The sequence below is a fragment of the Nonomuraea sp. B19D2 genome (assembly GCF_040137845.1).
GTDB lineage: Bacteria > Actinomycetota > Actinomycetes > Streptosporangiales > Streptosporangiaceae > Nonomuraea.
Map to the genome: position 1 here is coordinate 100530 of NZ_JBEFAK010000028.1, position 26198 is coordinate 126727.

Sequence of the window (26198 nt, forward strand, 5' to 3'; positions counted from 1 at the left end):
GACATGCCTCGCAGGTGCCGGCTGTCCGCCGTCGTGGTGCTCGCTGCCGTCATCCTCGGCGGCGTGCTGGCCAATATGGTCCACCCCGCCCCGGCGGCGGCGCACGACGCGACCACGACCGCCCACGCCGAGGTGACCGGCACGGGCGCGAACGTCCGGGTCGTACTCGACCTGGAGTACGACCTGCTCATGAAATCGGCCTGGCTCTACGCGGAGGCCTACGAGGCGAAGGAGCGGGCCGAACAGCTCCGCCAGCTCAAGCTCAACCGTGACGCCGTGACCGACTACGTGACGCGCCGCTTCGCCGTGGCGTACGACGGCAAGCCGTGCGCGCCCACGACGGCAGGCGACGCGGACGTGCGCCTGCGTGGCAAGACGGCCTTCGCGGTGCTGACCTTCGCCTACGCCTGCCAAGGCGAGGCCGGGGGAGCGCACGCGATCTCGAGCGCGCTGTTCCCCGACGCCGAGAGCTTCGTGCACAGCACGAAGACGACGGTCCGGTACGACCTCGACGGCGAGACGAGCTCCGCGGTCCTGGACGCCAAGAACCCGACGCTGCGGATCGGCGAGCGCCCGGCATCGCATCAGGTGTGGGAGTTCTTCCTGCTCGGTGCCGAGCACCTGGCATTCGGCCTCGACCACGGCCTCTTCCTGCTCGCGCTCCTCATCGGCGCGCGGCGGCTGCGCGACGTCGTCGTCACGGCCTCCGCCTTCACGGTCGCCCACAGCATCACGTTCCTCCTGGCGGCGATGGGGGTCGTGGACGTGCCGGGAGAGATCGTCGAGCCGGTCATCGCGGCGTCGATCATCGTCGTGGCGGTCGCCAACCTGCTGGGCCGCGAGGAGGACAGACTGGGCAAATGGCGGCTGCCCATCGTCCTCGCCTTCGGCCTGATCCACGGGCTGGGCTTCGCGGGCGCGCTGGACATCGAGGAGAGCGGGTCGTGGCAGCTGCTCCTGTCGCTCCTGAGCTTCAACGTCGGCATCGAGGTGACGCAGCTCGTGATCATCGCGCTGCTCTTCCCGCTGCTGGCGCTGCTGCGCCGGACGTCCGCGGCCCGCTGGGCGGTGGCCGTGATGTCGGTGCCCATCGCGGCGGTCAGCCTGTACTGGTTCTTCGACCGCATCCCGCTGCCGCTCTGACGCTTCGCACCCGCGCAGGCGGCCGGTGACCGGCCAGGCCATCGACCTGTCCGGCGGGACGTGCCTCGGCCCGCTCGCCATGGCGTGATCCCGTGCCGGTGGATAATCACCGGCATGCGGTTTGCGATCCTGGGCGAGACCCGGGCATGGCGCGACGACGGGGCGGAAGCGCCGCTGGGCGGCCCGGCCCGCCGCGCGCTGCTCACCCTGCTGCTGGTCAGGCCCGGCGAGGTCGTGCCGGCCGATCGGCTGGCCGACGAGGTCGACCCGGGCGGGGCGCTGTCGGCGCACGCGCTGCAGTCCCAGGTGTCCCGGCTGCGCACGGCGCTGGGCTCGGCCGCCGCGATCGAGCGGGCCGGGGCGGGCTACCGGATCGTGGTCGACGACGATGACGTGGACGCCTGCCGGTTCGAGCGGCTGGCGCAGGAGGGCCGGGCCGCGCTGCGCGACGGCGACGCCGGGCGGGCGGTCGCGCTGCTGCGCGAGGCGCTGGAGCTGTGGCGGGGGCCGGCGCTGGCCGGCCTGGCCGAGAGCCGGACCGCTCAGGCCGCCGCCGTACGGCTGGAGGAACGCCGGCTCGGCGCCCTCGAGGACCGGATCGAGGGCGAGCTGCGACTCGGCGAGCAGCGCGCGGCCGTGGCGGAGCTGCGCGAGCTGGTCGGCCGCCATCCGCTCCGTGAACGGCTGGCGGGGCTGCTGATGCGGGCGCTGTACGCCGAGGGCGGGCAGGCCGAGGCGCTGGTGGTGTTCGAGGAGACCAGGCGGCACCTGGCCGGCGAGCTGGGCGCCGATCCCTCGGCCGAGCTGGTCGCGCTCCACCGGGAGCTGCTGAGCGCCGATCCGTCGCCGACCCCGGTCGCGCCGCCCGCCCAGCTGACGTCCTTCGTCGGCCGCGCCGATGAGGTGGCCGGGGTCGCCGATCTGCTGCGCGTGGCCCGGCTGGTCACGCTGGCCGGCCCCGGCGGGGTCGGCAAGACCCGGCTGTCGGTCGAGGTGGCCGCGGTCGCGGCGGACGACGTGTGCTTCGTGGAGCTGGCGCCGCTGCGTGACGGCGGCGCCCTGGCCCAGGTGCTGCTGGGCGCGCTGGGCCTGCGCGCGAACGGGCTCCAGCTGGGGGACGGCGGGCAGCAGCCGGTCGACCGCCTGATCGGGGCGCTGTCGGACCGGCTGCTCCTGCTCGTCCTGGACAACTGCGAGCATCTGGTCGAAGAGGCTGCCGCGCTGGTGGCGCGGCTGCTGGCGGCCTGCCCGCGGCTGCGGGTCCTGGCGACGAGCCGGGAGCCGCTCGGCATCATCGGCGAGAACCTCTGGCAGGTGCGGCCGCTCGATGACGAGGCGGCCGCAGGGCTGTTCACCGATCGGGCCCGAGCCGTGCGGCGCGGGTTCGCGGCCGACTCCCGGCTCGTGCGGCGGATCTGCGCGGCGCTCGACAACCTGCCGCTGGCCATCGAGCTGGCGGCGGCGCGGCTGCGCACGCTGGACATCGACGACCTGGCGGGACGGCTCCACGACCGGCTCGCCGTCGCGGCCCGCGGCAGCCGTACCACCGATGAGCGGCATCGCACGCTGCGCTCGGTGGTGGCGTGGAGCTGGGAGCTGCTGTCCGAGCCCGAGCAGCGGGCCGCGCGGTGGTTCACGGTCTTCGCCGGAGGCGCGACGGCGGAGTCCGCGCTGCGGGTGTGCGGCACCGACGGCGAGACGCTGGAGTCGCTGGCCGACAAGTCGCTCCTGGAGGTCTCGGGCGGCCGCTACCGCATGCTGGAGACGATCCGCGCGTACGGCGCCGAACGGCTCGACGCCGCGGGCGAGCGCGAGCCGGCCCGGCGTGCCCACGCCCGGCACGTCCTGGCGCTGGCGCGGACCGCGGATCCGCATCTGCGGCAGGCCGAACAGCTGGAGTGGCTGCCGGTCCTGGCGGCCGAGCACGCCGACCTGCTGGCGGCCGTGCGCTGGGCGGTCGAGGCGCGGGAGGCGGAGACGGCTCTGGAACTGCTCGCCTCGGCCTCGACGTACCTGTGGATCCGCGGCGTGGCCGCCTCGGTCGCGCCGGAGGCGGTCGCGCTGCTGGACACGCTGGGCGTCGCGCCCCCTGCCGGCCTCGGCGAGGAGTTCGTGGTGTGCGTGCTGCTCGCGGCGTTCGGCGAAGCCGGGCGGCCGGTGTGGCAGCGGCACCGTGCGCAGGCCGAGAAGGCGCTGGCCGCGGCATGGTCGGGTGCCCAGCCGGGCCGTCATCCGGCCGTCCTGCTGCTGTGGATGATGCGGGTCGCGGGCGAGGCCGACCCGCACGGCGCGTTCGCACTCGTCTCGTCCCAGCGCGACCGCCCCGAGCCGTGGGTACGGGCGGTCGCCGAGTACGTGTGGGGATTCGGGCTTCTCGGCGAGGGCGACGACGCGGCGGAGCGCGGCTTCGGCGCCGCCGTCGAGGGTTTCCGCTCGATCGGCGACCGGTGGGGCACCGCGCTGGCGTTGGACATGCTCGCGAGTCTGGCGGGCGCGCGCGGTGATCGCGCGACGGCCATCGCGCTCACCGACGAGGCGCTCACCCTCACCGAGCAGCTCGGCGCCCTGGAGGACAGCGCCGACCTGCTGGTCAACCGGGGCGATCACCTCGCCGGCGACGACGCGGCGGCGGCCCGCGCCGACTATGCCAGGGCCGCCGACCTCGCCCGCCGCGCCGGCAGCGCCTCCACCCTGGCGGCCGCACTCCGCGGCCTCGGCGACATCGCGCTGCTGGAGCAGGACCGGGCCGAGGCGGAGCGGCTGTACGCGGAGGCTCTTGACCGGATCGACCCGTACTGGATCAGAAGCCTCGGCAACCGGGTGCGCGCCCTCGCCGGGCTCGGCCGCGTCGCCGAGGCGCGCGGCGACCACGCCACGGCCCGTTCGCGGTACCGGGAGATCGCTGAGGCGGCGGCCGTGATCGGCGCCTCCACCCCGGAAGCGCTGCGCCTGATGGGCCTGCCCGAAAACCTCATCGAGGCGGTGAGCCGCCTGATTTGCCGCTGAACGCTTTACGCTGGCGGTTGTGACCGTCACTCCCGCGCAATTGCGTGCCCTCGCGAGCCGCGCCGAGGCACTCACCGCCGAGGTCAGGGAGCTCTGCGGCAGCGCCCCGGCCGAATCGCCCGAACGCGCCCACCTCCAGGCCGCACTGCATGCGGCGGGCTGGCTCGCCAGAGGCGCCGAGGATCTGCAGCGTGCGGCCGAAGACCTGGCCTAGGGTTTGAACCGTTACGCATATTCGCTATGAAAACCTCAGGTTGTGCCGTGATCCTTTACCGGCTTTGCTGAGTCTGAGGTTGGCGAGGGCCGCCAAGAGTCTTGGGGGGTGCACCCGGCGACGCTGCGGCTGTGGGCCAGCCGGAGCCAGATTCGCTGCGTGTGGGTCGGCATGTCGCAGCCGCGAATGCCACTTCGATGAAGCGGACCTGGGTGGCTTCGCCGGTGCTGCGGTTTCTGTGGTCCGGGAGCTGGCCGAGGTCGCTATGTGTGCGTGTCCGGCACAGGCAGGAGAATCTCCTGACGGTGCGGGAAGACGAACTGTGGCGCACCAGCTGGACCGGGATTGCGGAGGTCTGGGCGAACGGTGTCCGGCGGTTGCGTATCGCTCAAACGTTCTACCCAAGGATGCAAACTGTTGGTAGCGTTACGGTCACACATCGTAGAGGCAGGTGGCGGGAGGCGAGGAGTGGGCGGGATGCAGGCCGAGCGGGACACGCATCAATGCCGCCTCGCGACGGAGGGCGGTGCATGAGCAAGCTCACCGCGACCGCGACCTGCACCGCCCACTCCGCCACGGTGGAAAGGACCGGCGAGATCGTCTCTCACGCCCTGCTTGTGCAGCGGGTTGCCTGGCTGAGTGGCCTGGCGCGGGACCTGACCGCCCATCTGGTCACCGCTCGGTGGAACCCTGATGATCTGGACGCGCTGGCATCCGGGGTCGGGCCGGACGGGCGCGCGTTGCCGTCGAAGGGATGGATGGCCCTGCGTCGGCTCGGCTGGGGCATGCCCCCGGAGCCGGGCGTGTACGCCTGCGATCGGGTGCTGCGATGCGCGCAGGAGCAGGCCGCCCGCACCTTGCGGCTCGCGCTGCACCGGCGCCGCCTGGTGGATGCGATCGTGGCGACCTGGCCGCAGAACCCGCGCGCCCGTACCCGCGCCGAATGGGACGCGCTGCGCACGCTACTGCAAGAAGTGCTGCCGGACGGGGTGACCGCGGCGGACATCCGCAACCGGACCCGGCAGATCCGCGCCCATCACGACGAGCATGACGCGTTCCCGGCCGATCTGACCGACATGGAGGAGCCCCCGGCCAGTGCGGCACAGATCGTGCTGGCAGCCGCCGACCGGCAACTCATCACCCTGGAGCGCGCCGGCCAGCACAGCGCCCGCCTACGGGTACGTCTTCCGCTGGTCGCACGTCCCGCCTGCAGTAAGGAGTGGGCCTGGCATGTGTTGCCGATCGCCTTGCCGCCGACCGTCCCGCCGCAGGCCAAGCTGTGCACCCCCACCCTGCGGGTCAAAAAGGGCCGGGTGCGTGTCGATCTGCCGTTCCAGACCCCGATCGCCTTCGCGCCCGCCACCGGACATCTGATCGGGTGCGGGTTCGACTGGGGCCTCAACACGCTGCTGACCGGCACCGCGGCGCGGCTGGCCGACGGCCGGGTTCTCTCGGATGGGCGGCCGCTGGTCTACGACGCCACCGGCATCTCCGCCAAGCTGCACCGGCTCAGGGACGAGCGTGAACACCTAACCACCAAGCACAAACACCAGGAAACGCTCCTGGCGGGCATCACCGTCGCCGACCCCCGCTTCGCGCAGTTGAGCGCGGCCTGCCAGGCCCTCGGGGTGGAGCACGAGCGCTTATGCACGCGCATCCGCAACCTGAACAAGGCGCTGGCATGGTCGGCCGCACGCTGGGCGGTCGACCAGGCACTCATCGCCGGGGCGACGGTCATCTATCTGGAAGACCTGGCCACCCTGGAAACACGCGGGCGTCGAGGGGGCGCGAACGCGCGCCTGTCGGGGCAGGTGCGCGGGCAGATCGTCGAGGCGATCCGGCACCTGGCGGCCAAGCACACCATCGCCGTGGTCACCGTCCCAGCCCGCGGCACCTCCAAATACTGCCCCCGCTGCGGCGAGGGCACCTCGCTGCTGCGGCACTGCCCGGCCCCGGACCGGCTCAGCGAGCGGGGCTGGACATGGGCACACTGCCCGGCCTGCGGCCTGTCGTGCGATCGGGACTGGGCCGCGGCCGAGCGGATCGTCGCACGCGGCCTGCTCGGCCAAAACGCCACCCGCACCCACCGCACCACCGGCACCCGCACCATCGGCAAGAGCGTGGAGGGCAACGTCGCCCGCGCCCGCCGCACCCGCAAGCCCACCCGGGCCGCCCGGCGTGCCCGCCGCACCCACACCGACCTGCACCCCCGCCCGGCAGCACGAGACAGATCCAAGAACCGCCCCACCCCGAAACGGCCCACCCGCACGTCGAAGAACCCGATCAACACATCGATGACCTCCAGCCGTGTGCCCGACCGGCGCACGGTGCCCGCCCCGCTCCCCGCTGGGAGCGGACAGCGTCCGGCGGGCCATGCACCCAAGCCGGGACGGCACCAGCCGAACCGGACAGGGCATGCCAGGAATTCTCACCACCGGACCGGCTTCCACCACGCCCAAGCCACCCCCGTGCTCGCACTCACCAAGCATGGACGCGGCCCACGCCAGGCCACGCCTGTCCGAGTTGCCTGATCCCTTCAGGAAACTACAGAAAATTCAAGACGCTCAGGTCCCAGCCGTCGGGTGGGGTGTCTGCCCGGAGCACGGCAACACCCTCTCCTCCCGCGCCGGCGTCGCCACGTGCCGGGTGTGCCGCCGTACGTGGAACTACGACCGGCTTGGCCAGCCGTGCCGCGAGCCGGTGACATGGAAGGTGGTCTGACCCGGCCGGGACGGAGACGAGGATGTGCGACGGGCACGTCCTCGGCGCCCGCGCGGTCATGGGGAGCGCCACCTTCACCCGTCTCAATGTAGGGGCCTTCGACGAGCAGTTGTAACCGCCTGGTGGCATCCCTTACGTGATCGGCTTCCTTCAGGTGAGAGCCTGGCGGTGCAGGCGGGCGGCCTTGGCCATGTTCCAGCCCAGCACCCCCGTGACCTTGCCGCCGAGGCGGTGGAGGGCGACGAAGCGGTTCTGCTCGGGATCGCCCTCCACCACCTCGACCTCGGCGTCAGGAGACAGGAGGCCGTGGGCCTGGACCTTGACGTCGTACTGGTCGGTCCAGAAGTAGGGGATGGGCGTGTAGACGCGCTCCTCGCCGAGGATGTTGGCCGCCACGACCTGGGCCTGCTCGACGGCGTTGGTCCGGTTCTCCAGCCGCAGCCTGCGGCCGAGCCGCTCGTGGTGCCAGGAGGCCAGGTCGCCCACGGCGTAGACGCCGTCGGCGGCGCGCAGCCGGGCGTCGCACTCGACGCCGTCGCCCACCGGCAGCCCGCTGCCCTCGAGCCAGGCGGTCGCCGGGCGGGAGCCGATCGCCACCACCACCGCGTCGGCGGGCAGCAGCTCGTCGGAGGCCAGGCGTACCCCCGTGACCCGCCCGCCCTGAGCGGTCAGGCTCTCGACCGCGACGCCGAGCCGCAGCCCGACGCCGCGCTCGGCGTGCCGCCGGGTGAGCAGCGTGGCGGCCGGGTCGCCGAGCAGGTCCGCCAGGACGGCGCGGCCGAGGCCGACAAGGGTGACGTCGAGGCCCATCTCGCGCGCGGTGGCGGCGACCTCGGTGCCCAGCACGCCCTCGCCCACGACCACGAGCCGGGGTCCGTCGAGCAGGTGGGCCCGCAGGGCGAGCGCGTCGTCCAGGGTGCGCAGCACGTGCACGCCCGCCAGCCCGTCCTGGCCGGGGAGGCGGGACGGGGTCAGCCCGGTGGCCAGGACCACGGCGTCGGCGTGCAGGATCCGAGCGGACGCCGTCGTCACCTCGCGCGCCGCCGGAGTGAGCCGTACCGCCGGGTCTCCCAGGATGAACTCGGCGCCCAGCTCGGCCAGCTGGGCCTCGGCTCGCAGGTGCGCTTTCTCGCTCTCCCACGCCCCGGACAGGACCTGCTTGGACAGGGGCGGCCGGTCGTAGGGCGGGTGGGGTTCGGCGCCGAGAAGGGTCAGGCCGCCTTGGTGGCCCTTGCGGCGTAGCGCCTCCGCGACGGCCAGGCCGCCGGCGGACGCGCCCACGATCAGGACGTCGGTCAAGGGTCAGCCCTCCACGGTGATCGCGGCGGCCGGGCAGACGTCGGCGGCCTCGCGGACCGCGGCGTGGTGCTCCTCGGCAGGGGAGGCGTCCAGCAGGATCACGATGCCGTCGTCCTCGCCCTGGTCGAACACGTCGGGCGCGAGCAGCACGCACTGGCCCGCGCCGCAGCACTTGTCCGCGTCAACGGTGATGTTCATCAAGGTTCCCTTCTATTACCAGGTGACCGGGACCTGCTCCAGGCCGCCGACCAGGAGCCCTTCGCGGCGGGCGAGGGCGTCGGCGGGCACGGCCAGCCGCAGCGTGGGGAGGCGGTCGAGCAGCACCTTGAGCACGGTCTGGAGCTCGGTGCGGGCCAGCGACTGGCCGAGGCAGGCGTACGGCCCGGCGCCGAAGATCAGGTGCGGGTTGGGTGAGCGGGTCAGGTCCATCTCGGCGGCGTTCTCGAACGCGTCCTCGTCCCGGTTGGCCGCCGACAGGCTGCAGACGACGGTGGTGCCCTTCGGCAGCGTGGTGTCGCCGACCGCCACCTCCTCGCTGATGTAGCGGGGGATGCCGAAGCCGAAGTTGGCGTCGTAACGCAGGCACTCCTCGACCGCCGAGCGGATCAACGTGCGGTCGGCCACCAGCCGCTCCCAGCGGGTGCGGTCGGCCAGCAGCATCGCGACCATCTTGCCGATCATGTTGGCGGTGGTCTCGTGCCCGGCGACCAGCAGCCCCTGGGCGGTCATCAGCATGACCTCCTCGGTGACCTCGCCGCCGAGCGCGCCGACCATCGAGATCAGCTCGCTGATCAGGTCGTCGCCCGGCTCGGCGCGCTTGGCGGCCACGTGGGCGCGCATGTACGCGGTGAACTCGGCCTGGGCGGCGTCGATCTCGTCCTGGGTGTACTTGGTCAGGCTGAGCAGCGTGTCGGACCAGTACGCGAACCTGTCGCGGTCGGAGTCGGGCACGCCGAGCAGGTCGCAGATCACCCACACCGGCAGCGGGAAGCCGAGGGCCGTGACCAGGTCGGCGGGCGAACCCTGCTTGACCATCTCGTCCACCAGGCGGCCGGCCATCGCCTCCATCCCGGGCTGCATGTTCGACACCCGCTTGGCGGTGAACGCCTTGCCGATCAGCTTGCGCCACTCCCGGTGGGAGTCGTCCTTCACGCGCGTGCCGCCGGCGTTGCCGAACACGCCGCCGGACTCGTTCGAGGTGAGGTTGGCGGCGTCGTCGGCGACCAGATGGTGGGTGAAGCGGGGGTCCGACAGCAGCTGCTTCACATCGGCGTACCGGGTGAGCAGCAGCGCCTGGTCGCCGCTGGCCAGCCGGATCGGCGCCACGGGACAGCCCTGACGCAGCTCGGCCCACTCCTGCGGCGGCTCCAGAGCACTGGGCGCGGGGAACGGGTACTGCGGTGCCTGCTGAGTGGTGTCGCTCACATCTCCTCCAAAGTCATGCGGCGCTAACCGGACAACATTGTCCGGTAACACCGTAGCTTGCTCGCCTGGCGTATGTCGAGTAAAGGAGGAGTCAACGTCAAATAAGCGGACTTTGGTGTCCGGTTGCTATCGTTTCCGTTATGCGAGATGCGCGCCGTACGAACAGAGGCCCCGGCGCCGCGGCGCAGAACCGGGCGGCGCTGCTCGCGGCGGCTCGCGAGGTGTTCGCCGCCGCCGGTTACGACGCGCCGCTCAGCATGGTCGCCCGCGCGGCGGGGGTCGGCCAGGGCAGCCTCTACCGGCACTTCCCCGACCGCATCAGCCTGGCGATGGCCGTGTTCGAGGACGGCGTCGCCGAGGTGGAGGCGCTGGCGGCCGAGCCCGGCGCCACACTCGACGACGTGCTGGCCCTGATCACCGAGCAGGCCATCGCCTCGACCGCGTTCATCGACATGGTCAGCGCGTCCCTCGCCGACCCCCGGATCGTCGCGGTGCACAACCGCGTGGCGGACGTGCTGGCGGGCAAGCTCGCCGAGGCCCAGCGCGCCGGGCGTGTGCGCGCGGACCTGACCGCCGAGGACATGGTCCTGGCGGTCAGCATGATCACCGCGGTTCTTGCCAAGCGACCGGCGCCCGCCCGGCGCGTGTCCGCCGCGCGGGCGTGGACCCTGCTGCGCAGGGGCCTGGAGGCCTGACGCCTAGTAGACGAAGGGCCAGCCCGCGTTGTCGTATCCGATGAGGTTGATGCCGAGCAGGGGCGCGCCGTTGTTGGCGTAGTAGTGGTAGAAGAGCACCTCGGCGTCGCTGTCGGGGATCACCGCCTGGTGGCCCGGCCCGTGGACGCTGCCGTGCCCGGCCAGGACCTGGGTGCCGCCGCCCGAGGTCATGGCGACGCCGTTGCGGTCCACGTAGGGGCCGGTGATGCTGGTCGAACGGCCGACCATGATCCGGTACGTGCTGCTCGCGCCCTGGCAACAGGCGTCGAAGGACACCCACAGGTAGTAGTACGAGCCGTGCCTGAACACGAACGGCGCCTCGACCGCGGTGGTGCCGCCGGTGCGCTGGGCCAGGCTGGTGATCGAGGTGCCGAGGCGCTTGCCGGTGGCGGGGTCGAGCTGGATGAGTTTGATCCCGGTCCAGAAGGACCCGAAGGAGAGCCACCAGCGGCCCTGGGCGTCCACGATGAGGTTGGGGTCGATGGCGTTGTAGTTGCTCGACGACGTGGTGGAGATGATCAGGCCCTGGTTCGTCCAGGAGCCTGCGGCGCCCGTGGGTCGCAGGTCGCCGGGCGTGAAACTTTCACCGAAGCTCGCGCAGGGTTATCTCACGAGGGCTGTTGAAGGGGGCGCCGTCGCGCTCGATGACGATGGCCAGGATGTCGTCGAAGCTGCTGTGCGTGGCGTAGAAGGTCGCGACGCCGGGCGTCAGCCCGGCGGGGGAGGCGGGCGGCCCGGGCAGGTGAGACATGTGCCCCTCTCAAACAGGCGCGTCGATGTCAGGACGTGCCCGCGAGGCGCGACCGGGTGCGGGCCGGCGCCGACGAGGGCAGGGAGGCGAGGATGTCGGCGAGCGAGACACCGGTGAGGCTGCGCCGCCACGCGTCGTGCGCCTCGGCCATCTTCGCGGCGAGGATGCAGGTGTCCCGGCAGTCCTCGGGCGGCAGCGCCCCCCGCCCCTGCTGGCGGATCTCGCGGCACTCGTACGGTGCGGACGTGCCGTCGACGGCCTCGACGATCTGCAGGAGCGTGATCTCGGCGGCGGGCCGCCCGAGCCGGAACCCGCCCCGCGGGCCGGTCGTCGCCGCCAGCACTCCCGCCTTGACCAGCGCCTGCAACTGCTTGGCGAGATAGGGCGCCGGGAGGTCGTAGTAATGCGCGAGCTGTGCCGCTGACGCGGTGGCTCCCGGCTCGAGCTGCGCCAGCGTCGTGGCGCAGTGCAACACCCATTCGGTGCTCGCAGGCAGCTTCACGGTACCCAGCTTATCGCAGATATTGCGGACCTATATAGTCCGTGATAGCTTCCGTGCGTCGCCGAGAAGGGGAGAGATCATCATGCGGATCGCAGTCGCCGGCGCGACCGGGAACATCGGGGCCCGCACTGTCGCCGCCCTCGAACGGGACGGGCACGACGTCGTGCGCGTCAGCCGTTCGCTCGGTGTCGACGTGCTGACCGGTGCCGGGCTTGACGGCGCTCTCGCCGGCGTCGAGGCGGTCGTCGACGCCACCAACGGGCCGGCGACCGATGCGGCCGAGGCGGTGGCGTACTTCGGCGCCGCCACGCGAAACCTGCTCGCCGCCGAGGAGCGGGCCGGCGTCCGTCACCACGTGCTGCTCTCGATCGTCGGGATCGCCCGGGTCGAGGGCAACGCGCACTACGCCGGCAAGCGGGAGCAGGAGCGCCTGGTGGCTGCCGGCCCGGTGCCGTGGACGATCGTCCCGGCCACGCAGTTCCACGACTTCGCCGCGATGGTGGCGAGCTGGACCGAGCAGGACGGCGTGGCCACGATCGCGCCGCTGCTCGTGCAGCCGATCGCGCCCGCCGACGTGGCCGACGTCCTCGCTGAGATCGCGGTGGGCGAGCCGAAGGGGCGCTACGCCGACGTGGCCGGTCCCGAGCCGCAGGACCTGGTGGACATGGCCCGGCGCACCAACCAGGCGCAAGGCCGCGAGGTGAAGCTCGTGCCGACGTGGTCAGGGTTGTTCGGCCCGGCGATGGCCGGCGACGTGCTGCTGCCCGGCGAGGGCGCCCGCATCGCGCCCACCACCTTCGACGAGTGGCTCGCCGCTCAGCGGTAGAGCCCGGCCGCCGCCGCGGTGACAGCGCACGCGGCCGCCGCGGCGCCTTCCGATGACGAGCCCGCAGGGAGCGTGTCGCCGCAGCCTCAGCAGCTCAGATTCGGGCAGTTCAGCGCCAGCACCAGGCGGTCGCTCCCGTAGACGCCGGCGTAGTCCCCGCGGAATTCGTTGACCAGCCACACCTCTCCGCTTGCGGGCCAGTACGCGACGTTCTGCGCGTTGGTGGGAACCGTCGTCATGTAGTGGACGTTGAGCGTGCTGTGGTCGGCCGAGATCGTGACGCGGTGAAGGCAGGACTTCCGGTAGTCGCCGGAGATGTTCGCCGTGCCGCCCGGCATGTAGCTGACAGCGGGCGCGCCATCGGGGCATAACCCGACCAGGATGCCGTTGTCGCCGGTGAACACGCCGCCTTGGAGTTCCCAGACCGGACTGGTCCAGCCCTCGGTGGGGCGAACGAGCCCGTCGGAGCCGGTCTTGAGCAGGGCGGTGGACGAGTCCAGGGGCCAGCGGAGGATCTTCCCGCCGGAGGCGCCTCTCTTGTATTCGACAGTGGTGAGGTGGTCGGCGCCGCTGCGGTCGAGCGAGACGCCGTTGAAACAGGGCCTCGCCAGGTCGAGGCTGACGCACACCGCCGGTGAGTTGAGCCGGTAGTAGCCGATCTGCGGCAGGGCGAAGCCCGAGTACGCCGCCGAGCAGACACCGCCGACGCAGCCGACGTTCCCCGACGTGGTGGAGTTCATCTTCCAGAAGTGGGTGAGGTCGAAGACCCGTACGAGCCGGTCCCCGCCGGACACGTCCGGGTCGCCGCCTGTGACGAGGAAGAGCTTGTTGCCGTACCACGAGATGCCGTCGGCGTGGGTGGCGATCTCGTGGAAGCCCTCGGCGGTGCTGTCGGGTTCGACCAGCACGACATGCCGGTAGGGCGCCCCCGCCATTCCGCCGGTGACGTCGACGAAGGTTACCCTGGCGAGCCGGTTGGCGCCGTACTCGTGGGAGACACCGCTGCGCCAGCTCACCGCCACGATCTTTCGGCCGGTGCAGCCGTCGCAGGGCGGGTAGAGCACCGAGCCGTTCATGCCGTCGCCGCTGCCCGTGAGCCCTTGCGGGAACCAGTTCTTGGTCGTGTCGTCGGTGTTGTTCCAGCAGAATCCGCTGACCTGAACCGAGACGTGGAGGTCGGTGGGGTGGCAGATCGCGCGGGTGGAGTAGCCGCCGGCTATGACGGTGTCCATCCGCACCTTGGTCACCGGCAGCGTGGCGGCCACCGCGTCACGCTCCGGCATTGTCGAGGTAAAGGCCAACGGCCGGACCTGGGCCAGTTGCGTGGCCGTCAACGCGTAGCCGGTGGCGGCGTCAGCGGGCAGGGGGACGATCAAGAAGGCGGCGAGGAACGGGACCAGGGCGGCTAATCGCGTGATCAAGGTTGTCCTCCCGGAGGGGGCGGCCGGCGCCACCCCCTGTTATGAAGGTTTCCTTCATTACGTACATCAAGCGCCCGGGAAGATCAATGGAAAGCCGCGGAACTTAATGAGGGTTCCTGCGTATTGCCGCGATGAGGCTCAGCCGATCGGCTCCGGCATCCGGGTCACCCGGTAGGCGAGCTCGATGGTGGCGCCGGTGGCCGGGTCGCCCAGCTCCACGCGCCAGCCCGCCGCGAACTGGTCCACGTCCTTCGCCATGGGGATCGTCCCGGAGATCAGGACCGTGCCCGAGCCCGCGTAGGAGGAGCGGGACCAGAAGTGGCCGCCCCACAGGCATGTGCGGACGTGAACGCTGTACTCCTGGCGGAGGTAGCGGGCCGAGACGCCCTTCAAGGAGTTGACGAGGCAGGAGAGCGTGACCTTGGGCGGGTAGTGAACGAGGAGATGAACGTGGTCGTGCTCGCCGTTGAACTCGGTCGCGCGCATGCGAGCTTCTCGCACACCTTTTTCATGATCGGTTCGCAGCGCTTCAGCAAGGGGTTGGTGAAGACGTCCCACCGATATTTCATGACAAATACCAAATGCGCGGTGAGGTCATCAACGGAGTGTCACCCCTTCTGATATCGGGCTTTGGTTTCCATCCCGGTGACATACGCCAAAAGATAAAGTGGGGTTTGTGGGGCTGGAGAAACGCAACCGTGCTTGTTGCGCGCCTGGAGTTGGACCGGCGGCAGATCGGCGTCTTGGACGGTCAGGCGCACAACGCGCGCGCGGTGTGGAACCTGCTGCACGAATTCTTCACCTTCCGGCAGAGCCGGTTCGCGTCGCTGGCGCAGTGCGACGAGGCCATCCGGGTCGCCCGCAAGGAGATCGACTGGCTCAAGGATCTGCCCGCGCAGGCGGCGCAGGCCGTGCTGAAGACCTACCGGCAGGCGTGGGCGAACTTCTTCAACCCCGACCACCCGGCCGGGCGCCCCACGTTCAAGAGCCGGTTCCGTTCCCGGATGGCCGTGGACGTCCCCCAGGCGCGGGATCTGAACATCACCCGGATCAACCGGCGGTGGGGCGCGGTCAACATCCCCAAACTCGGCCGGGTCCGCTTCCGGTGGACGAAAGACCTGCCCGGCGTCACCAAGGGTGGACCGGACGGGAAGATCACCGGGGCGCGGTTGGTGAAGGAGGCCAATGGGTGGCACATCGTGTTCCGCACCCAGACCAAGCAACCGGTGCCCGCCCCGCACACGGGACCGCAAACCGCGATCGACCGGGGCATCACCGTGCCGTTGGCCCTGGCCACCGGAGAGAAGATCCGCCACCGTAAACAGTGGCTGTCCCACGGGGAGCAGCAGCGTCTGCTCCGTCTGGAGCGCAAAGCCGCCCGCCAGAAACGAGCGGCCAAACCCGGCCGGCCCACCAGCAACCGGCTGAAGCGAACCTACGGCCAGATCGCTCGCCTGCGCGCGAAAGCCAAGCGCCGGGCCATCGACTGGCAACACCAGACCACAGCGAAGCTCGCCGATCGGTTCTCCGTCATCGTGCTGGAAGACCTCAAGGTCAAGAACATGATGGCCGCCGCCTCCGGCACCATCGACGCGCCGGGCAAGAGCGTCGCCCAAAAACGGGGCCTGAACCACGCCATCGCCAGCCAGGCGTGGGGGCGCACCGCCGAGTTCCTCACCTACAAGGCCCGCGACAAGGGCGGGAAGGTTGTCGTCGTCCCGGCGCCGGGTACCAGCCAGGAATGCCACGCCTGCCACACGATCATCGAGGGGTCGCGCCAGACGCAGTCCCGGTTCGTGTGCAAGAACACAGCATGCGGGTGGATCGGCAACGCCGACGTCAACGCCGCCCGCACCCAGATGTACCGGTACAACTCAGCCGCCGGACAGGCGGTCACTGGACGTGGAGGTCCTGCACCACTGGGGCCGGTGAAGCGTCAAGCACCTCATGGCGGGACTACCCGCACCACCCCGCAAGGGGTGGCCGCGTAGCGGCCATGAGAATCCTCCCCCATTCATTGGGAGGCGCACGTCAACTGGGCAGGAACGCCGATCATGCGGAGGACGAGGAGTTCGAACGGCTCAACGCGGCGGGCTCCCGGTGAGCCCGGCCGGCTGAGTCAGGCCCCGAGCAGGACCTTCATGGTCGTCCCCAGATGAGTGCTGATCGCCGTACGGGCGGCCTCGGCGTCGCCCTTGGCCAGCGCGTCGTAGATCTCCCGGTGCTCCCTGAGCACCTCCTCCTGACGGCCGGCCTGGTTGTACAGGGCGATCACCCCGGCGCGGATCTGGCGGCTGCGCAGCCCGTCGTAGTGCCGGCTGAGCAGGGAATTGCCGACGGCGGAGACGATCGTGGCGTGGAAGAGGCGGTCCACGGCGATGAACTCCCTGGCGTGCTCGGGGCCGCTCAGCGCGCGCTGGCGTTCCATGAGCTCGGTGAGCTCCGGCAGCGGCGCCTCGCCCGAGGCGATGACCTGCTCGGCCGCGTAACGTTCCACGATGCCGCGCAGCTCCATCAGCTCGGTGATCTCGCGGCCCGACAGTGGCGCGATGTGCGCTCCGCGCTTGGGGACGAGCTGGATGAGATCCTCGGCCGCCAGAAGCAGCAGGGCCTCGCGGATCGGCGTGCGGGAGACGCCGATCCTGGAGGCGATCTCCTGCTCCGACAGAAACTTCCCCTGCATGTCGGGATCGGTCAGCACGCTCTCTTTGAGATACGCGTACGCCTTGTCTCGTCCGGACTGCATGGGGCCTCACCATCGATCGCATACAGCTGGTATGCAGAAATTACCACGCTGTTCGCTCCCGCTGAGAAGGACCTTATGGATCTGACCACACCAATGCCCGGCGACCGCGCGGCCAGGGTGGCCGAGGCCGCCGACGCGGCGCTGCTCCAGCGCCTTCACCGCGCCCTTGCCCGGACGGAGACGCCGCCGGACGGCCCGCGGCCCGTTGCCGCCGAGGGCGAGGGCAGGGGGCGGAAGGTCCGCGACGGCGGCCCGTACATCTGGACGGCCCCGCACGGATGGACGCCCGGCGACGTCCGCCCCGGCACCGGCCTGCTCGACGGGTGGACGCTCGCGGTCAAGGACCTGATCGCCCTGGCCGGGCGGCCCATCGGCGCCGGCTCCGCGGTACGCGCCGATGCGGCGGCCGAGACGGCGACCGCCGAGGTCGTGGCCCGGCTGATCGGCGCGGGCGCGGAGGTCGTCGGGAGCACCGCGTTGCACGAGTTCGCGTTCGGGACGACAGGGATCAACCGGCACACCGGAACCCCCGACAACCCGAACGCCCCCGGCCACATCACCGGCGGGTCCAGCTCGGGGTCGGCGGCGGCGGTCGCCGACGGCTCCGCGCGGATCTCCCTGGGCACCGACACCGGCGGCTCCATCCGGATTCCAGCAGCCCTGTGCGGAGTGGCCGGCTTCAAGCCGTCCTTCGGCCTTTACCCGACTGCCGGAGTCTTCCCGCTGAGCCCGTCCTTGGACCATGTCGGGCTGCACGCCCGCAATGTGCCGGACCTCTGCCTGGCGCACCGGGCGCTCGGGCACGCCGTCGGCGACGCCGTGGGGCGCGTCCGGCTCGGGGTGCTGACGAGCGAGGTCGAGGCGGCCGACGATCCGGTCCGCGAGGCGACGGAGCGCGCGCTGGCCCGACTCGAAGACGCCGGTCACGACCTCGTCCCCGTCGAAGGGCCCGCACCCGAGATGGTGTTCGCGACCAGCACCGCGATCATGTTCACCGAGGCCGCGGCCGTGCACGAGCCCACGCTCGGCTCCACCCGCTACGGGCCCGACGTGTACGGCAGGCTGGCGACCGGCGCGATGATCAGCGGCACCACCTACCACAATGCCCTGGCCGCCAGGCGCCGCCTGATCGAGCAGGTCCGGGCGTCGCTCGCCGACGTGGACGCCCTGGTCGGGCCGACCGTGCCGCTGCTCGCCCCCACCCTCGAGGCCGCCTCGCAGGACGGCACGCTGCCCGCCCGGCTCGTCGCCAACACCCGGCTGGCCAACGTCACCGGCCTGCCGGCCCTCTCGCTTCCGCTCCCCACCGCCGGGCCGCCCGTCGGCCTGCAGCTGACCGGGCTCACCGACGGCGACCTGCTCGCTCTCGCCGCCGCCGTGGAGAGCATCATCTGCGGGTCCTAGCGCGAGGAGCATCGGGGAGGCGGCTGCCCGGACGAAGTACGAAGTTCGTACAGTCCTGTATGGGGAGGTGCGGGCATGCCGGAATGGCTGGAGGCGGGGCTGTGGGGGCTGGTGGCCGGCGGGGCCCTGGTCCTGGGGGCCGCAGTCGCCTGGCTGGAGAGGGTTCCTGAGCGGCTGATCGCCATGATCATGGCCTTCGGGGCCGGTGTCCTGATCGCGGCGCTCTCGTACGAGCTGCTGGACGAGGCCGAGCGCTCCGGCGGGCTCCTGCCGACCGCCGCCGGCTTCCTCACCGGCGCCTGCGTCTACGTGGCGGCCAACGTGCTGCTGGCCAGGCGCGGCGCCCGGCACCGCAAGCGTTCGGGCCATCAGCAACCGAGCGAGGCCGACGTCCAGGGGAGTGGCGCGGCGATCGCCATCGGCGCCCTGCTCGACGGCGTGCCCGAGTCCGTGGTGCTCGGCCTGTCCCTCATGGGCGGAGGACAGATCGGGCTTGCCGTCCTCGCCGCGGTGTTCATCTCGAACGTCCCCGAAGGGCTCTCCAGCGCCGCCGGGATGAAGCGCGCGGGCCGCGGCGCCCGTTACGTGTTCGGCATCTGGGGAGGCATCGCGCTGGCCAGCGGACTGGCGGCGCTGCTCGGCAATCTGACCATGCAGGCCGCCTCGCCCGCGACCACCTCGGTCATGATGGGCGTCGCGGCGGGCGCGATCCTCGCCATGGTGGCCGACACGATGATCCCCGAGGCCTTCGAGCGCGCGCACGCCCTCACGGGGCTCATCGCCACGGTCGGGTTCCTGTCGGCCTTCGCCATCGAGCGCCTGGCCGAGTGATCCCTTCCATCGTGCGCAGGTCAGGACCATACGAATATCTCGGGGTCGGGCGCCACATGCCCGATGCTCCGTCCGCCGCCGTCCAGCTGCTTGACGGTGTGCAGGCACGTGGCGCGATCGACGATGGTCAGGTGGGGGAAGCGTGCGCTGATCGTCGCCTCCATGCGCGGCAGGTCGTCGAGTGTCCGCAGCCAGACCACCGGTGTCCCGGAGCGGGCATCGGGGCAGCGAGCGGCAGACGCCGTCTAGCTCCAGATCCCCGGAACCTCGTCCGGCACGTCGTCCTCGACTTCCTCCCGGTCGATCACATCTCCCCGCAGAGGCAGGAGAACGGTGACCTCGCGACCCCAGTCCGAGTACCGGCTGTCCGACTCGATCTGCATGGAGCCGTTGTGGAGGGGCAGGACGGCCTCGGCGGACAGCCGTTCGACCAGACCGGTCGGGCCGAGCCAGAGGGTGTAGGAGATCTTGCCGTCGCGGCCGCTCTTGGCGCGCGTCCCGAAGCGGGACGAGAAGGCGGGGGAGACCGCCGCGAGCTTGGTGGCCTTGATCGATCCCTTGAGTATCCCCTCGCGATACGAGGTCCGGTGGGTCAGGAGCGTCTTCAGCGTGGCCGGCTCCAGGACCTCGAGCAGCAGATTGCTCGCCGGCAGCTCCGTCCACTTGTAGCGCACCCAGCTCGTGCCCTGGGGCAGCGCGTCGTCGACGACCGGGCCGGAGACGTAGCTCACCTCCCCTGAGGAGATCATTCTGATCGGCCCCTCCTGCAGGGCCTCGGTCTCCTCCGGGTTCAACTTCTTCATGCTGCGGAGCATTTTCTCGCTGTAGCGCAGGGTCTGGGCCACATCGGAGGCGATCGGGCCGCGCGGGCCGAACCCGATCGTGCCGTCCAGACCGGAGGTGGCGGCGAAGCCGCGCCCGAACGTCACCTTCGCGGTGGACTGGACGTTGACGGCCTTGCCGCGGCCTAACTCGGCCTTGAGCGCCCTGACCGGGTCGATCCTGGGTGCCGCCTGCGCGGGCGTGGTGGTGAGCTGCACCACGCCCGCGACCACGGCGACACCGACGATGGTTCGCTTCATGGGTTTCCTTGGGAACGATCCTGAAAGACGCGAACAATCTGGTGCATCGGCAGATCGCCCGTCAAGCCGTTCGCCAAGGTGGGCCCCTACGGCCGGGTCAGCGCAGGTGAGCGGCCGTCCAGCAGTCCACCGCGCCGGGCTTGCCGCACTCCTTCAGAGCGTCGAGGGCCTTGCTCAGGCCGGCCGTCCTGGCGTTGCCCGGGTCGTTGGACTCCTCGCGAGGATCGGTGACGGTGTTGTAGTACTCCGGCTTCGGATCGCCCTTGTACTCGACATAGAGCTCACCCGCGGTCCGCACGGCGTTGTAGGTGGGCGGACGGGAGTTGCCCTTCTTGAGGGCATCCGCGTCGGGGTCCTGCTGGCCCGGCGCGTTGGGGGTCGGCTTGACGTGCTCGATCAGCGCCGCATTGCGCCAGCCGGTGACCTTCTGGCCCTGGATGAGGGGCAGCAGGCTACGGCCGTCGCGGCTGTCACGCGTCGCCTTGTCGACGCCGGCCATGTCGAGGAAGGTCGCGAACAGGTCCACGTTCTGGGTGATCGCGTCGGTCACGAGGTCGCCGCGCTGTCCCGCGGCCGGACGCCGGACGATGAGCGGCACCCGTACGTCGTGGTCGTAGGCGCTGGCCTTGCCGCGCACCAGGCGGTGCTGCCCGAGGTGGAAGCCGTTGTCGCTGGTGAACACGACGTACGTGTTCTGCTTCTCCGCCTCGGTCAACGCGGACAGGACGCGCTGCACCATGTCGTCGATCGACTGCACCATGCGGATCCGGTCGCGGAAGTCCTCGCGGAGCTTGTTGACGATCTTCGGGTCGAGCGGCTCCCGCCGTACCCAGGAGGGCTTGTCGGCGGTGTCCTCGTTGAACGTGGGCAGGGAGGTCACGTCGATGCTGTTGCAGTCGGGCCCGCCGCAGTCGCCGTGGGGGAACTCCCCGCCGGGGAAGCGGTCCTTCGGCCGGTCGCGCTCCGCGGGCGGGAAGCGCGGCTCCGTGTCACCGGGCTTGACGTTGACCCTGTTGTGCGGCGAGAAGGGCGAGACCTGGAGGAAGAACGGCTCGCCTGGGGCGTACTTGCGGGAGCGCTCGATGAAGCCCACGGCCCGCTGCCCCAGCTCGTCCACCAGGTACTTGCCCCTGGAGGGATCGGTCGTCCGCCTGCTGCCCGACTCCTCCTTGATGTAGCGGGTGAGCCGGTACTTGAACTCGTTGTATCCGCCGGCCGCGGTCACCTGCCACTCGTCCCAGCCGGGCGGCACGTTGTAGCCCTTGCGGGCGGGATACTCGTTGATGTACTTGCCTAGGTAGCCCGTACGGTATCCGGCCTGATGCAGGGAGACGGCGTACGTCCTGCCCTCGTGCTTCTTGAACGCCGAGTGACCGCCGTGGTCGTAGCCCTGGTTGGTGCGCACGCCGGTGTTGTGGGGGAACTGGCCGGTGAACATGGCGGCCCGGGACGGGCAGCAGAGCGAGTCGGCCACGTAGTAGCCGGTGAACGTGGTGCCGTCGTGGGCGAGGCTCTTGACCGTGTCCATGTACTGGAGCAGCTCGGCCGACATGTCGTCGACGAGGAAGAAGATGATGTTCGGCCGCTTGGGTTGGGCCACGGTGCCGGCGGCCGCCTGGGACACCATGGTCAAGCCAAGGACGACGGCTACCGCCACCGCCAAGCTTTTCCTGATTTTTCCGAACATCGCCATGACAGCCTCTTTGGCACAGATAGGAGGAGGTTAGGGGTGCGATGCACAGTAATTCAGGACAAACATCACAATCAACTCGAAGTTACACAAATTGGACAAGACTTGCGAACCGGCGGTGTCCTGCGCGTGGCGTCAAGAGCCTCCAGAGATCTGCCGTGCGCGCGTGCTCATCGAGTGCCGCGGCGTTCAGCGGCTCACTCCGGCTCGTTGGCCGCCGGGCCGCCCACGGTGAACCGGGTGGTGACCCCCTCGTACATCAGGCGGGTGACCAGCCCCTCGGCGGCGTGGGGCAGGTTGTGGCAGTGGTCCATCCAGACGCCGGGGTTGTCCGCGACGAACGCGATCTCGTACGACTTCCCGGCCCCCACCTCGAGGGAGTCCACCCACCAGGGGCTGCCGGCAGCGGGTACCCCGTCGCGGCTGAGCACCACCGCGTGGTGGCCGTGCAGGTGCATGGGATGGGCCTCGCCGCTGTCGTTGGAGACGCGCATCCGCACCACGTCACCCTCGGCCACGTGGAACATGGGCACGTCGGGATAGAGGTGGCCGTTGATCGTCCACCACACCAAGGGCACGGGATGTCGTGACCGAAGATGCCGAAGGCGACCTGGAGGACGACGAGCAGGAGCACCAGCCCGGCCGCCTTCGCCGCTCCGGGGACCTTCGCCCAGAACGAGGAGATGAGCAGGAGCAGTGCGAGGGCGGGGATGACGAACATCCCGTTCATGCCGTGGATGACGACCCCCAGGAACTCGGGGAACGGCGCCTGCCCGCTCACGACGAGCGTCTTGTCGACCACGCCGCCCTCCCCGATCCACTTGCCGAGCCCGCGTCGAACCAGACCACCATCGACGCGAACCTGGCCACCATCCGCAACTACCTCCAGTCCCAGGGCCAACCCCAGAAACAAGAAGAGACCGACGCGTGGTCGCGCTGATCTTATGAGTGCGGGTCAGAGCACGCTCAGGCCCCGGACCCTTCCCACGCAGGCCTTCCGCCTCCCGCCTGAAGACAGGGGCGCTGGCCCGCATTTCGGTAGATCGGTTTCGTGAGCCCCCTCCTCTTGCGAGACCGGCCGTCGAGGGCTGGTGCTCTTACGTAAGGGAGCGCGAGTTGCAGGGGGAATGGTGGACGACTTGGTGCTGGCGGACGGCGGCCGGCCTGCCGGTGCCCGCCCAGATGCCTAGGCCACCGCCGCCCCACCATCAGCTGTCCCAGCTCCTCGGCGACGGCCATTGCCGAGGCGGGCGCCGGCACGACCCGTACGGGCGCGGCCCCGTCCCCCGCCACCACGACCACCGTGCTGCTCAATCGCCGCATATCGGGCAGTTTACTGTCGGCCGGTCCGGTGTGGCGGGGTATGTGCCCGCCGATATGATCCGTTCGAAGGTGCCTCGGGGAAAGGCTCGGCATGCGGTACGCCGGAGTTCTGTTCGACCTGTTCGGGACGTTGGTCAAGCCATTCCGGCGGCGCGAGCACGAGCACGCCGTCGCGGCCTGCTCCGCCGTGCTCGGCGTCGCGCCGCGGGATTGCCTGGAGCTGTGGTCGCGGAGCTTTCCCGAGCGGGTGCGTGGCGGGTTCTCCAGCGTGGGGGCGAACTTCGGGTGGATCACCGGGCAGCTCGGGCACCGGGCTCCGGATTCGGCCCTGGCGGAGGCCGAAGCGCTCTATCTGAGCTTCACCGCCGAGAGTCTGGAGCCGGTCGACGGCGCCGTCGAGCTGCTCTCGTGGCTGGCCGCGCAAGGTGTGAAGGTCGGGCTGGTCACCAACTGCGCGCCCGACGTGCCGACCGCATGGGCGGGCTCCGCGTTCGCCCCGTTCTTCCAGCATTGCTCGTTCAGCTGCAGTCTGGGCGAGGTCAAGCCGGACGCCGCGATCTACCAGCACACGCTCCGGGGCCTCGGCCTGGAGCCGGAGCGCACGCTCTACGTGGGCGACGGCAGCGACGAGGAGCTCACCGGGGCCACGCGGTGCGGCATGACCGCGGTGCTGGTCGGCGCCGACCTGTCGAACACGTACGACTCCTCCCGGCTCGATGTGGCCAACTGGTCCGGGCTTCGCGTCAGCGGCATCTCCCAGGTGGCCCGGCTCGTCGCCTAGCGGTGGCAGGCGGAGTTGCCTTGACGTCAACGTCAAGGTTCTACGATCCGGTCCGCCCCCATGGACCGACCTGAAGGAAGCCCGGCGATGAAGTTCGGCGTCAGTTACAGCACGCCTCATTTCGGGGTCGACCCCGACAAGATCGTGGCTTTTGCCCGGCTTGCGGAGGAGTGCGGCTTCGAGTCGCTCTACCTGCCCGAGCACATCGTGCTGTACCCCGGCGCCGCGGTGGGGCCGTACGAGCTGCCGCCCACGCTGCCCTACGCCGATCCGCTCGACTGCCTGAGCTTCGTCGCCGCGGCCACGGAACGGATCCTGCTCGGCACCGGTGTGCTGCTGCTGCCGTACCACCACCCGGTGATCCTCGCCAAGCGCCTGGCCACCATCGACGTGCTGTCCAAGGGCAGGATGCGGCTCCTGACCGCGGGGCTGGGCGCCCTCCCCGGCGAGGCCCGGGCGATGGGGGTCGACTACGCCACCCGCGGCCGCCGCGCCGACGAGGCGATCGACGTGCTGCGCCTGCTGTGGGCCGGCGGCGAGGACGGCGTCAGCTTCGCCGGCGAGTTCTTCTCCTTCGAGAACCTGGTCAGCTTCCCCAAGCCGCACCAGGCCACACAGCTGCCCGTGCACATCGGGGGGTCGAGCCGGGCGGCCGCGCGCCGGGCCGGGCGGCGCGGCGACGGCTACTTCCCCGGCGGCGCGCTGGACGCGCAGGAGCGGGCCCTCCAGTGGGAGCTCGCCCGCTCCAGCGCCGCCGAGGCCGGCCGCGACCCGGACGCGCTGGAGTACACCCGGTTCGGCTCGATCGACATGCCCGTCGACCGGGTCGAGGAACTCGCCGCCCAAGGGGTCACCCGCGTCGTTGTCAGCACCGCCGCCACCGAACCGGGCGAGCAACGCGCGGAACTGTCCGCGTTCGCCGGGCAATTCGGCCTCACCCAGTAGTTCGGAGATCTCATGTCACGCGGTCGACATCGCAGGGCATGACATCGGCGGGATGGTCGCCTACGCCTTCGCGGCCAACCATCCCGCGAGCACGCGGCGGATCGCGCTGCTGGACATCGCTCACCCCGACGACCGTTTCTACGATCACTCGTTGCTGCCGCGCCCCGGGCGCCACCTGATCGACTGGATGTGCGACTACTTGATCGAAGATCCCGCAGCGGTGACCGCGCCGATCGCTGGCGCTGGGCGGCGGGGAGGGAGGCCATCTGCTGCTGCGGCACGTGCTCGCGGACAAGGGGAGCGACGTCCAGGTGGTCGAGGTGCCGGGCAGCGGCCACTACATCCCCGAAGAACAGCCGGAGACGGTCGTCAAGCACCTGACGCGGTTCTTCGCCTGAGAGAGGTCGGGCAGCCGGCGAGAGTGCCCGGTGTTGACCTGGAGTGCGCTCCAGCAGGCAGGGTGTTCTCATGCACAACCCCATGAGAACGCGTGCCATCGGAAACCGCCAGGTGGGAGTCATCGGGCTCGGCGCCATGCCCATGTCGGTGGCCGGGCACATGCCCGACGAAGCCCAGTCGATCCGTACGATTCTCGCTGCCCTGGACGCCGGCATCACGTTGATCGACACGGCTGACGCCTATACGCCCTCGCACGACGACGTCGGTCACAACGAGCGCCTGGTGGCCCGCGCCCTGTCGCTGTGGGGCGGGGACGCGGGCACCGTGCTCGTCGCGACCAAGGGCGGCCACACCCGCACGCCGGGTGGCGGCTGGTCCGTCGACGGCCGGCCGGCGTACCTCGAACAGGCCTGCGACCGCTCCCTGAAGGCCCTCGGCGTGGACAGCATCGGCCTCTACCAGCACCACCGGCCCGACCCGCAGGTGCCGTACGAGGAGACCATCGGCGCGCTCAAGGACCTCCACGACGCCGGCAAGATCCAGATGGCCGGCATCTCGAACGCCGACCCGGCCCAGATCAGGCTCGCCCACGACATCCTCGGCAGCCGCCTGGTGAGCGTCCAGAACGAGTACTCCCCGCGCTTCCGCTCCAGCGAGCCCGAGATCGACGTCTGCGCCGAGCTCGGCCTCGCCTTCCTGCCCTGGTCTCCGCTGGGCGGCATCGGCCGTACCGGGGAGCTCAGTCAGCGCAACGCCGCCTTCACCGAGATCGCGGAGGCGCGCGGCGTCTCTCCCCAGCAGGTCTGCCTCGCCTGGGAGCTGGCCCGCAGCCCCGTGGTGATCCCCATTCCCGGTGCCAGCCGCCCGGAGACCATCCTGGACTCGGTCGAGGCCGCCGGCCTGGAACTCAGTGAGGAGGAGCTGGCGCGCCTCGGGTGACGTTCATGCGTAGTGCTTGACACGCCCCGACCGG

At 70.7% G+C, this 26198-nt stretch carries 27 protein-coding genes; 14 read left to right on the top strand and 13 right to left on the bottom strand.

Going from position 1 to position 26198, the window contains the following annotated elements; translation table 11 throughout:
• Nucleotides 1-3: 3 nt before the first annotated feature.
• The 4 genes from ABN273_RS38555 (at nt 4) to ABN273_RS38570 (ending at nt 6894) form a co-directional block, all read left to right on the top strand.
• Entirely contained in the window at nt 4-1143 is a 1140-nt protein-coding gene (locus ABN273_RS38555; protein ID WP_349454136.1) for a HupE/UreJ family protein, read from the top strand.
• Between the two features lie 114 nt (nt 1144-1257).
• Nucleotides 1258-4149, top strand: a complete 2892-nt coding sequence (locus tag ABN273_RS38560) for an ATP-binding protein (protein WP_349454137.1) — start codon at nt 1258-1260, stop codon at nt 4147-4149.
• Between the two features lie 19 nt (nt 4150-4168).
• Nucleotides 4169-4363 (top strand): hypothetical protein, encoded by a 195-nt coding sequence (locus tag ABN273_RS38565; protein ID WP_349454138.1) that lies wholly within the window; start codon nt 4169-4171, stop codon nt 4361-4363.
• A gap of 530 nt (nt 4364-4893) precedes the next feature.
• Nucleotides 4894-6894, top strand: coding sequence for a zinc ribbon domain-containing protein (locus ABN273_RS38570; RefSeq protein WP_349454140.1), 2001 nt, complete (start codon nt 4894-4896; stop codon nt 6892-6894).
• A 340-nt stretch (nt 6895-7234) separates the two neighbouring features.
• Here ABN273_RS38570 and ABN273_RS38575 read toward each other — a convergent pair whose 3' ends face one another.
• From ABN273_RS38575 to ABN273_RS38585, 3 genes are read right to left on the bottom strand one after another with little or no spacing between them, the layout of a single operon-like run.
• A complete protein-coding gene (locus ABN273_RS38575) occupies nt 7235-8383 on the bottom strand; it encodes an NAD(P)/FAD-dependent oxidoreductase (protein WP_349454141.1) in 1149 nt (382 codons plus the stop codon).
• Between the two features lie 3 nt (nt 8384-8386).
• Nucleotides 8387-8581 carry a ferredoxin gene (locus ABN273_RS38580; protein WP_349454143.1) on the bottom strand — a complete coding sequence of 65 codons (195 nt, stop codon included), beginning with the start codon at nt 8579-8581 and terminating at the stop codon, nt 8387-8389.
• A gap of 15 nt (nt 8582-8596) precedes the next feature.
• The gene (locus tag ABN273_RS38585) at nt 8597-9808 is read right to left on the bottom strand and encodes a cytochrome P450 (RefSeq protein WP_349454145.1); all 1212 of its coding nucleotides are present in this window, start codon (nt 9806-9808) and stop codon (nt 8597-8599) included.
• A 140-nt stretch (nt 9809-9948) separates the two neighbouring features.
• On the opposite strand from ABN273_RS38585, the gene ABN273_RS38590 reads away from it, so the two are divergent.
• Nucleotides 9949-10503 carry a TetR family transcriptional regulator gene (locus tag ABN273_RS38590; protein WP_349454146.1) on the top strand — a complete coding sequence of 185 codons (555 nt, stop codon included), beginning with the start codon at nt 9949-9951 and terminating at the stop codon, nt 10501-10503.
• A 3-nt stretch (nt 10504-10506) separates the two neighbouring features.
• Here the strand turns inward: ABN273_RS38590 and ABN273_RS38595 are convergent, their stop codons facing one another.
• The 3 genes from ABN273_RS38595 to ABN273_RS38605 are packed head-to-tail and all read right to left on the bottom strand — an operon-like array spanning nt 10507 to nt 11777.
• A complete protein-coding gene (locus ABN273_RS38595) occupies nt 10507-11088 on the bottom strand; it encodes an arabinan endo-1,5-alpha-L-arabinosidase (RefSeq protein ID WP_349454190.1) in 582 nt (193 codons plus the stop codon).
• Nucleotides 11089-11107: 19 nt separating this feature from the next.
• On the bottom strand, nt 11108-11275 hold the full coding sequence (locus ABN273_RS38600; RefSeq protein WP_349454148.1) for a hypothetical protein: 168 nt from the start codon (nt 11273-11275) through the stop codon (nt 11108-11110).
• Between the two features lie 28 nt (nt 11276-11303).
• Entirely contained in the window at nt 11304-11777 is a 474-nt protein-coding gene (locus ABN273_RS38605) for an RrF2 family transcriptional regulator (protein ID WP_349454149.1), read from the bottom strand.
• A gap of 82 nt (nt 11778-11859) precedes the next feature.
• On the opposite strand from ABN273_RS38605, the gene ABN273_RS38610 reads away from it, so the two are divergent.
• Nucleotides 11860-12603: an SDR family oxidoreductase gene (locus ABN273_RS38610; protein ID WP_349454150.1), complete on the top strand. Its 744-nt coding sequence runs from the start codon at nt 11860-11862 to the stop codon at nt 12601-12603.
• An 86-nt stretch (nt 12604-12689) separates the two neighbouring features.
• Here ABN273_RS38610 and ABN273_RS38615 read toward each other — a convergent pair whose 3' ends face one another.
• Together ABN273_RS38615 and tnpA are read right to left on the bottom strand one after the other, a co-directional pair.
• Nucleotides 12690-14024 (bottom strand): hypothetical protein, encoded by a 1335-nt coding sequence (locus tag ABN273_RS38615; protein WP_349454151.1) that lies wholly within the window; start codon nt 14022-14024, stop codon nt 12690-12692.
• A 138-nt stretch (nt 14025-14162) separates the two neighbouring features.
• Nucleotides 14163-14582, bottom strand: coding sequence for an IS200/IS605 family transposase (tnpA, locus tag ABN273_RS59805; protein ID WP_502911192.1), 420 nt, complete (start codon nt 14580-14582; stop codon nt 14163-14165).
• Between the two features lie 140 nt (nt 14583-14722).
• Here tnpA and ABN273_RS38630 point away from each other — a divergent pair, with 140 nt between their 5' ends.
• On the top strand, nt 14723-16015 hold the full coding sequence (locus tag ABN273_RS38630; RefSeq protein WP_349454153.1) for an RNA-guided endonuclease InsQ/TnpB family protein: 1293 nt from the start codon (nt 14723-14725) through the stop codon (nt 16013-16015).
• A gap of 128 nt (nt 16016-16143) precedes the next feature.
• Here ABN273_RS38630 and ABN273_RS38635 read toward each other — a convergent pair whose 3' ends face one another.
• Entirely contained in the window at nt 16144-16770 is a 627-nt protein-coding gene (locus ABN273_RS38635) for a GntR family transcriptional regulator (RefSeq protein WP_349454154.1), read from the bottom strand.
• Nucleotides 16771-16845: 75 nt separating this feature from the next.
• On the opposite strand from ABN273_RS38635, the gene ABN273_RS38640 reads away from it, so the two are divergent.
• Entirely contained in the window at nt 16846-18174 is a 1329-nt protein-coding gene (locus ABN273_RS38640; RefSeq protein ID WP_349454155.1) for an amidase, read from the top strand.
• A 75-nt stretch (nt 18175-18249) separates the two neighbouring features.
• Nucleotides 18250-19005 (top strand): ZIP family metal transporter, encoded by a 756-nt coding sequence (locus ABN273_RS38645; RefSeq protein ID WP_349454157.1) that lies wholly within the window; start codon nt 18250-18252, stop codon nt 19003-19005.
• 20 nt (nt 19006-19025) lie between these two features.
• Here ABN273_RS38645 and ABN273_RS38650 read toward each other — a convergent pair whose 3' ends face one another.
• The 4 genes from ABN273_RS38650 to ABN273_RS38665 form a co-directional block, all read right to left on the bottom strand.
• Nucleotides 19026-19205, bottom strand: coding sequence for a hypothetical protein (locus tag ABN273_RS38650; protein WP_349454158.1), 180 nt, complete (start codon nt 19203-19205; stop codon nt 19026-19028).
• A 45-nt stretch (nt 19206-19250) separates the two neighbouring features.
• Entirely contained in the window at nt 19251-20087 is an 837-nt protein-coding gene (locus ABN273_RS38655) for a hypothetical protein (RefSeq protein WP_349454160.1), read from the bottom strand.
• 97 nt (nt 20088-20184) lie between these two features.
• Nucleotides 20185-21714, bottom strand: a complete 1530-nt coding sequence (locus ABN273_RS38660; protein WP_349454192.1) for a sulfatase family protein — start codon at nt 21712-21714, stop codon at nt 20185-20187.
• A 260-nt stretch (nt 21715-21974) separates the two neighbouring features.
• A complete protein-coding gene (locus ABN273_RS38665) occupies nt 21975-22355 on the bottom strand; it encodes a multicopper oxidase domain-containing protein (protein WP_349454161.1) in 381 nt (126 codons plus the stop codon).
• Between the two features lie 8 nt (nt 22356-22363).
• On the opposite strand from ABN273_RS38665, the gene ABN273_RS38670 reads away from it, so the two are divergent.
• The 5 genes from ABN273_RS38670 to ABN273_RS38690 all read left to right on the top strand — a co-directional run bounded on the left by ABN273_RS38670 (nt 22364) and on the right by ABN273_RS38690 (nt 26164).
• Nucleotides 22364-22717, top strand: coding sequence for a hypothetical protein (locus ABN273_RS38670; RefSeq protein WP_349454162.1), 354 nt, complete (start codon nt 22364-22366; stop codon nt 22715-22717).
• Nucleotides 22718-23191: 474 nt separating this feature from the next.
• Nucleotides 23192-23881 carry an HAD family hydrolase gene (locus tag ABN273_RS38675; RefSeq protein ID WP_349454163.1) on the top strand — a complete coding sequence of 230 codons (690 nt, stop codon included), beginning with the start codon at nt 23192-23194 and terminating at the stop codon, nt 23879-23881.
• Nucleotides 23882-23968: 87 nt separating this feature from the next.
• Nucleotides 23969-24826 carry a TIGR03619 family F420-dependent LLM class oxidoreductase gene (locus tag ABN273_RS38680; protein WP_349454164.1) on the top strand — a complete coding sequence of 286 codons (858 nt, stop codon included), beginning with the start codon at nt 23969-23971 and terminating at the stop codon, nt 24824-24826.
• 281 nt (nt 24827-25107) lie between these two features.
• Entirely contained in the window at nt 25108-25224 is a 117-nt protein-coding gene (locus ABN273_RS38685; RefSeq protein WP_349454166.1) for an alpha/beta fold hydrolase, read from the top strand.
• Between the two features lie 82 nt (nt 25225-25306).
• The gene (locus ABN273_RS38690; protein WP_349454167.1) at nt 25307-26164 is read left to right on the top strand and encodes an aldo/keto reductase; all 858 of its coding nucleotides are present in this window, start codon (nt 25307-25309) and stop codon (nt 26162-26164) included.
• The last annotated feature ends 34 nt before the right edge of the window (nt 26165-26198 follow it).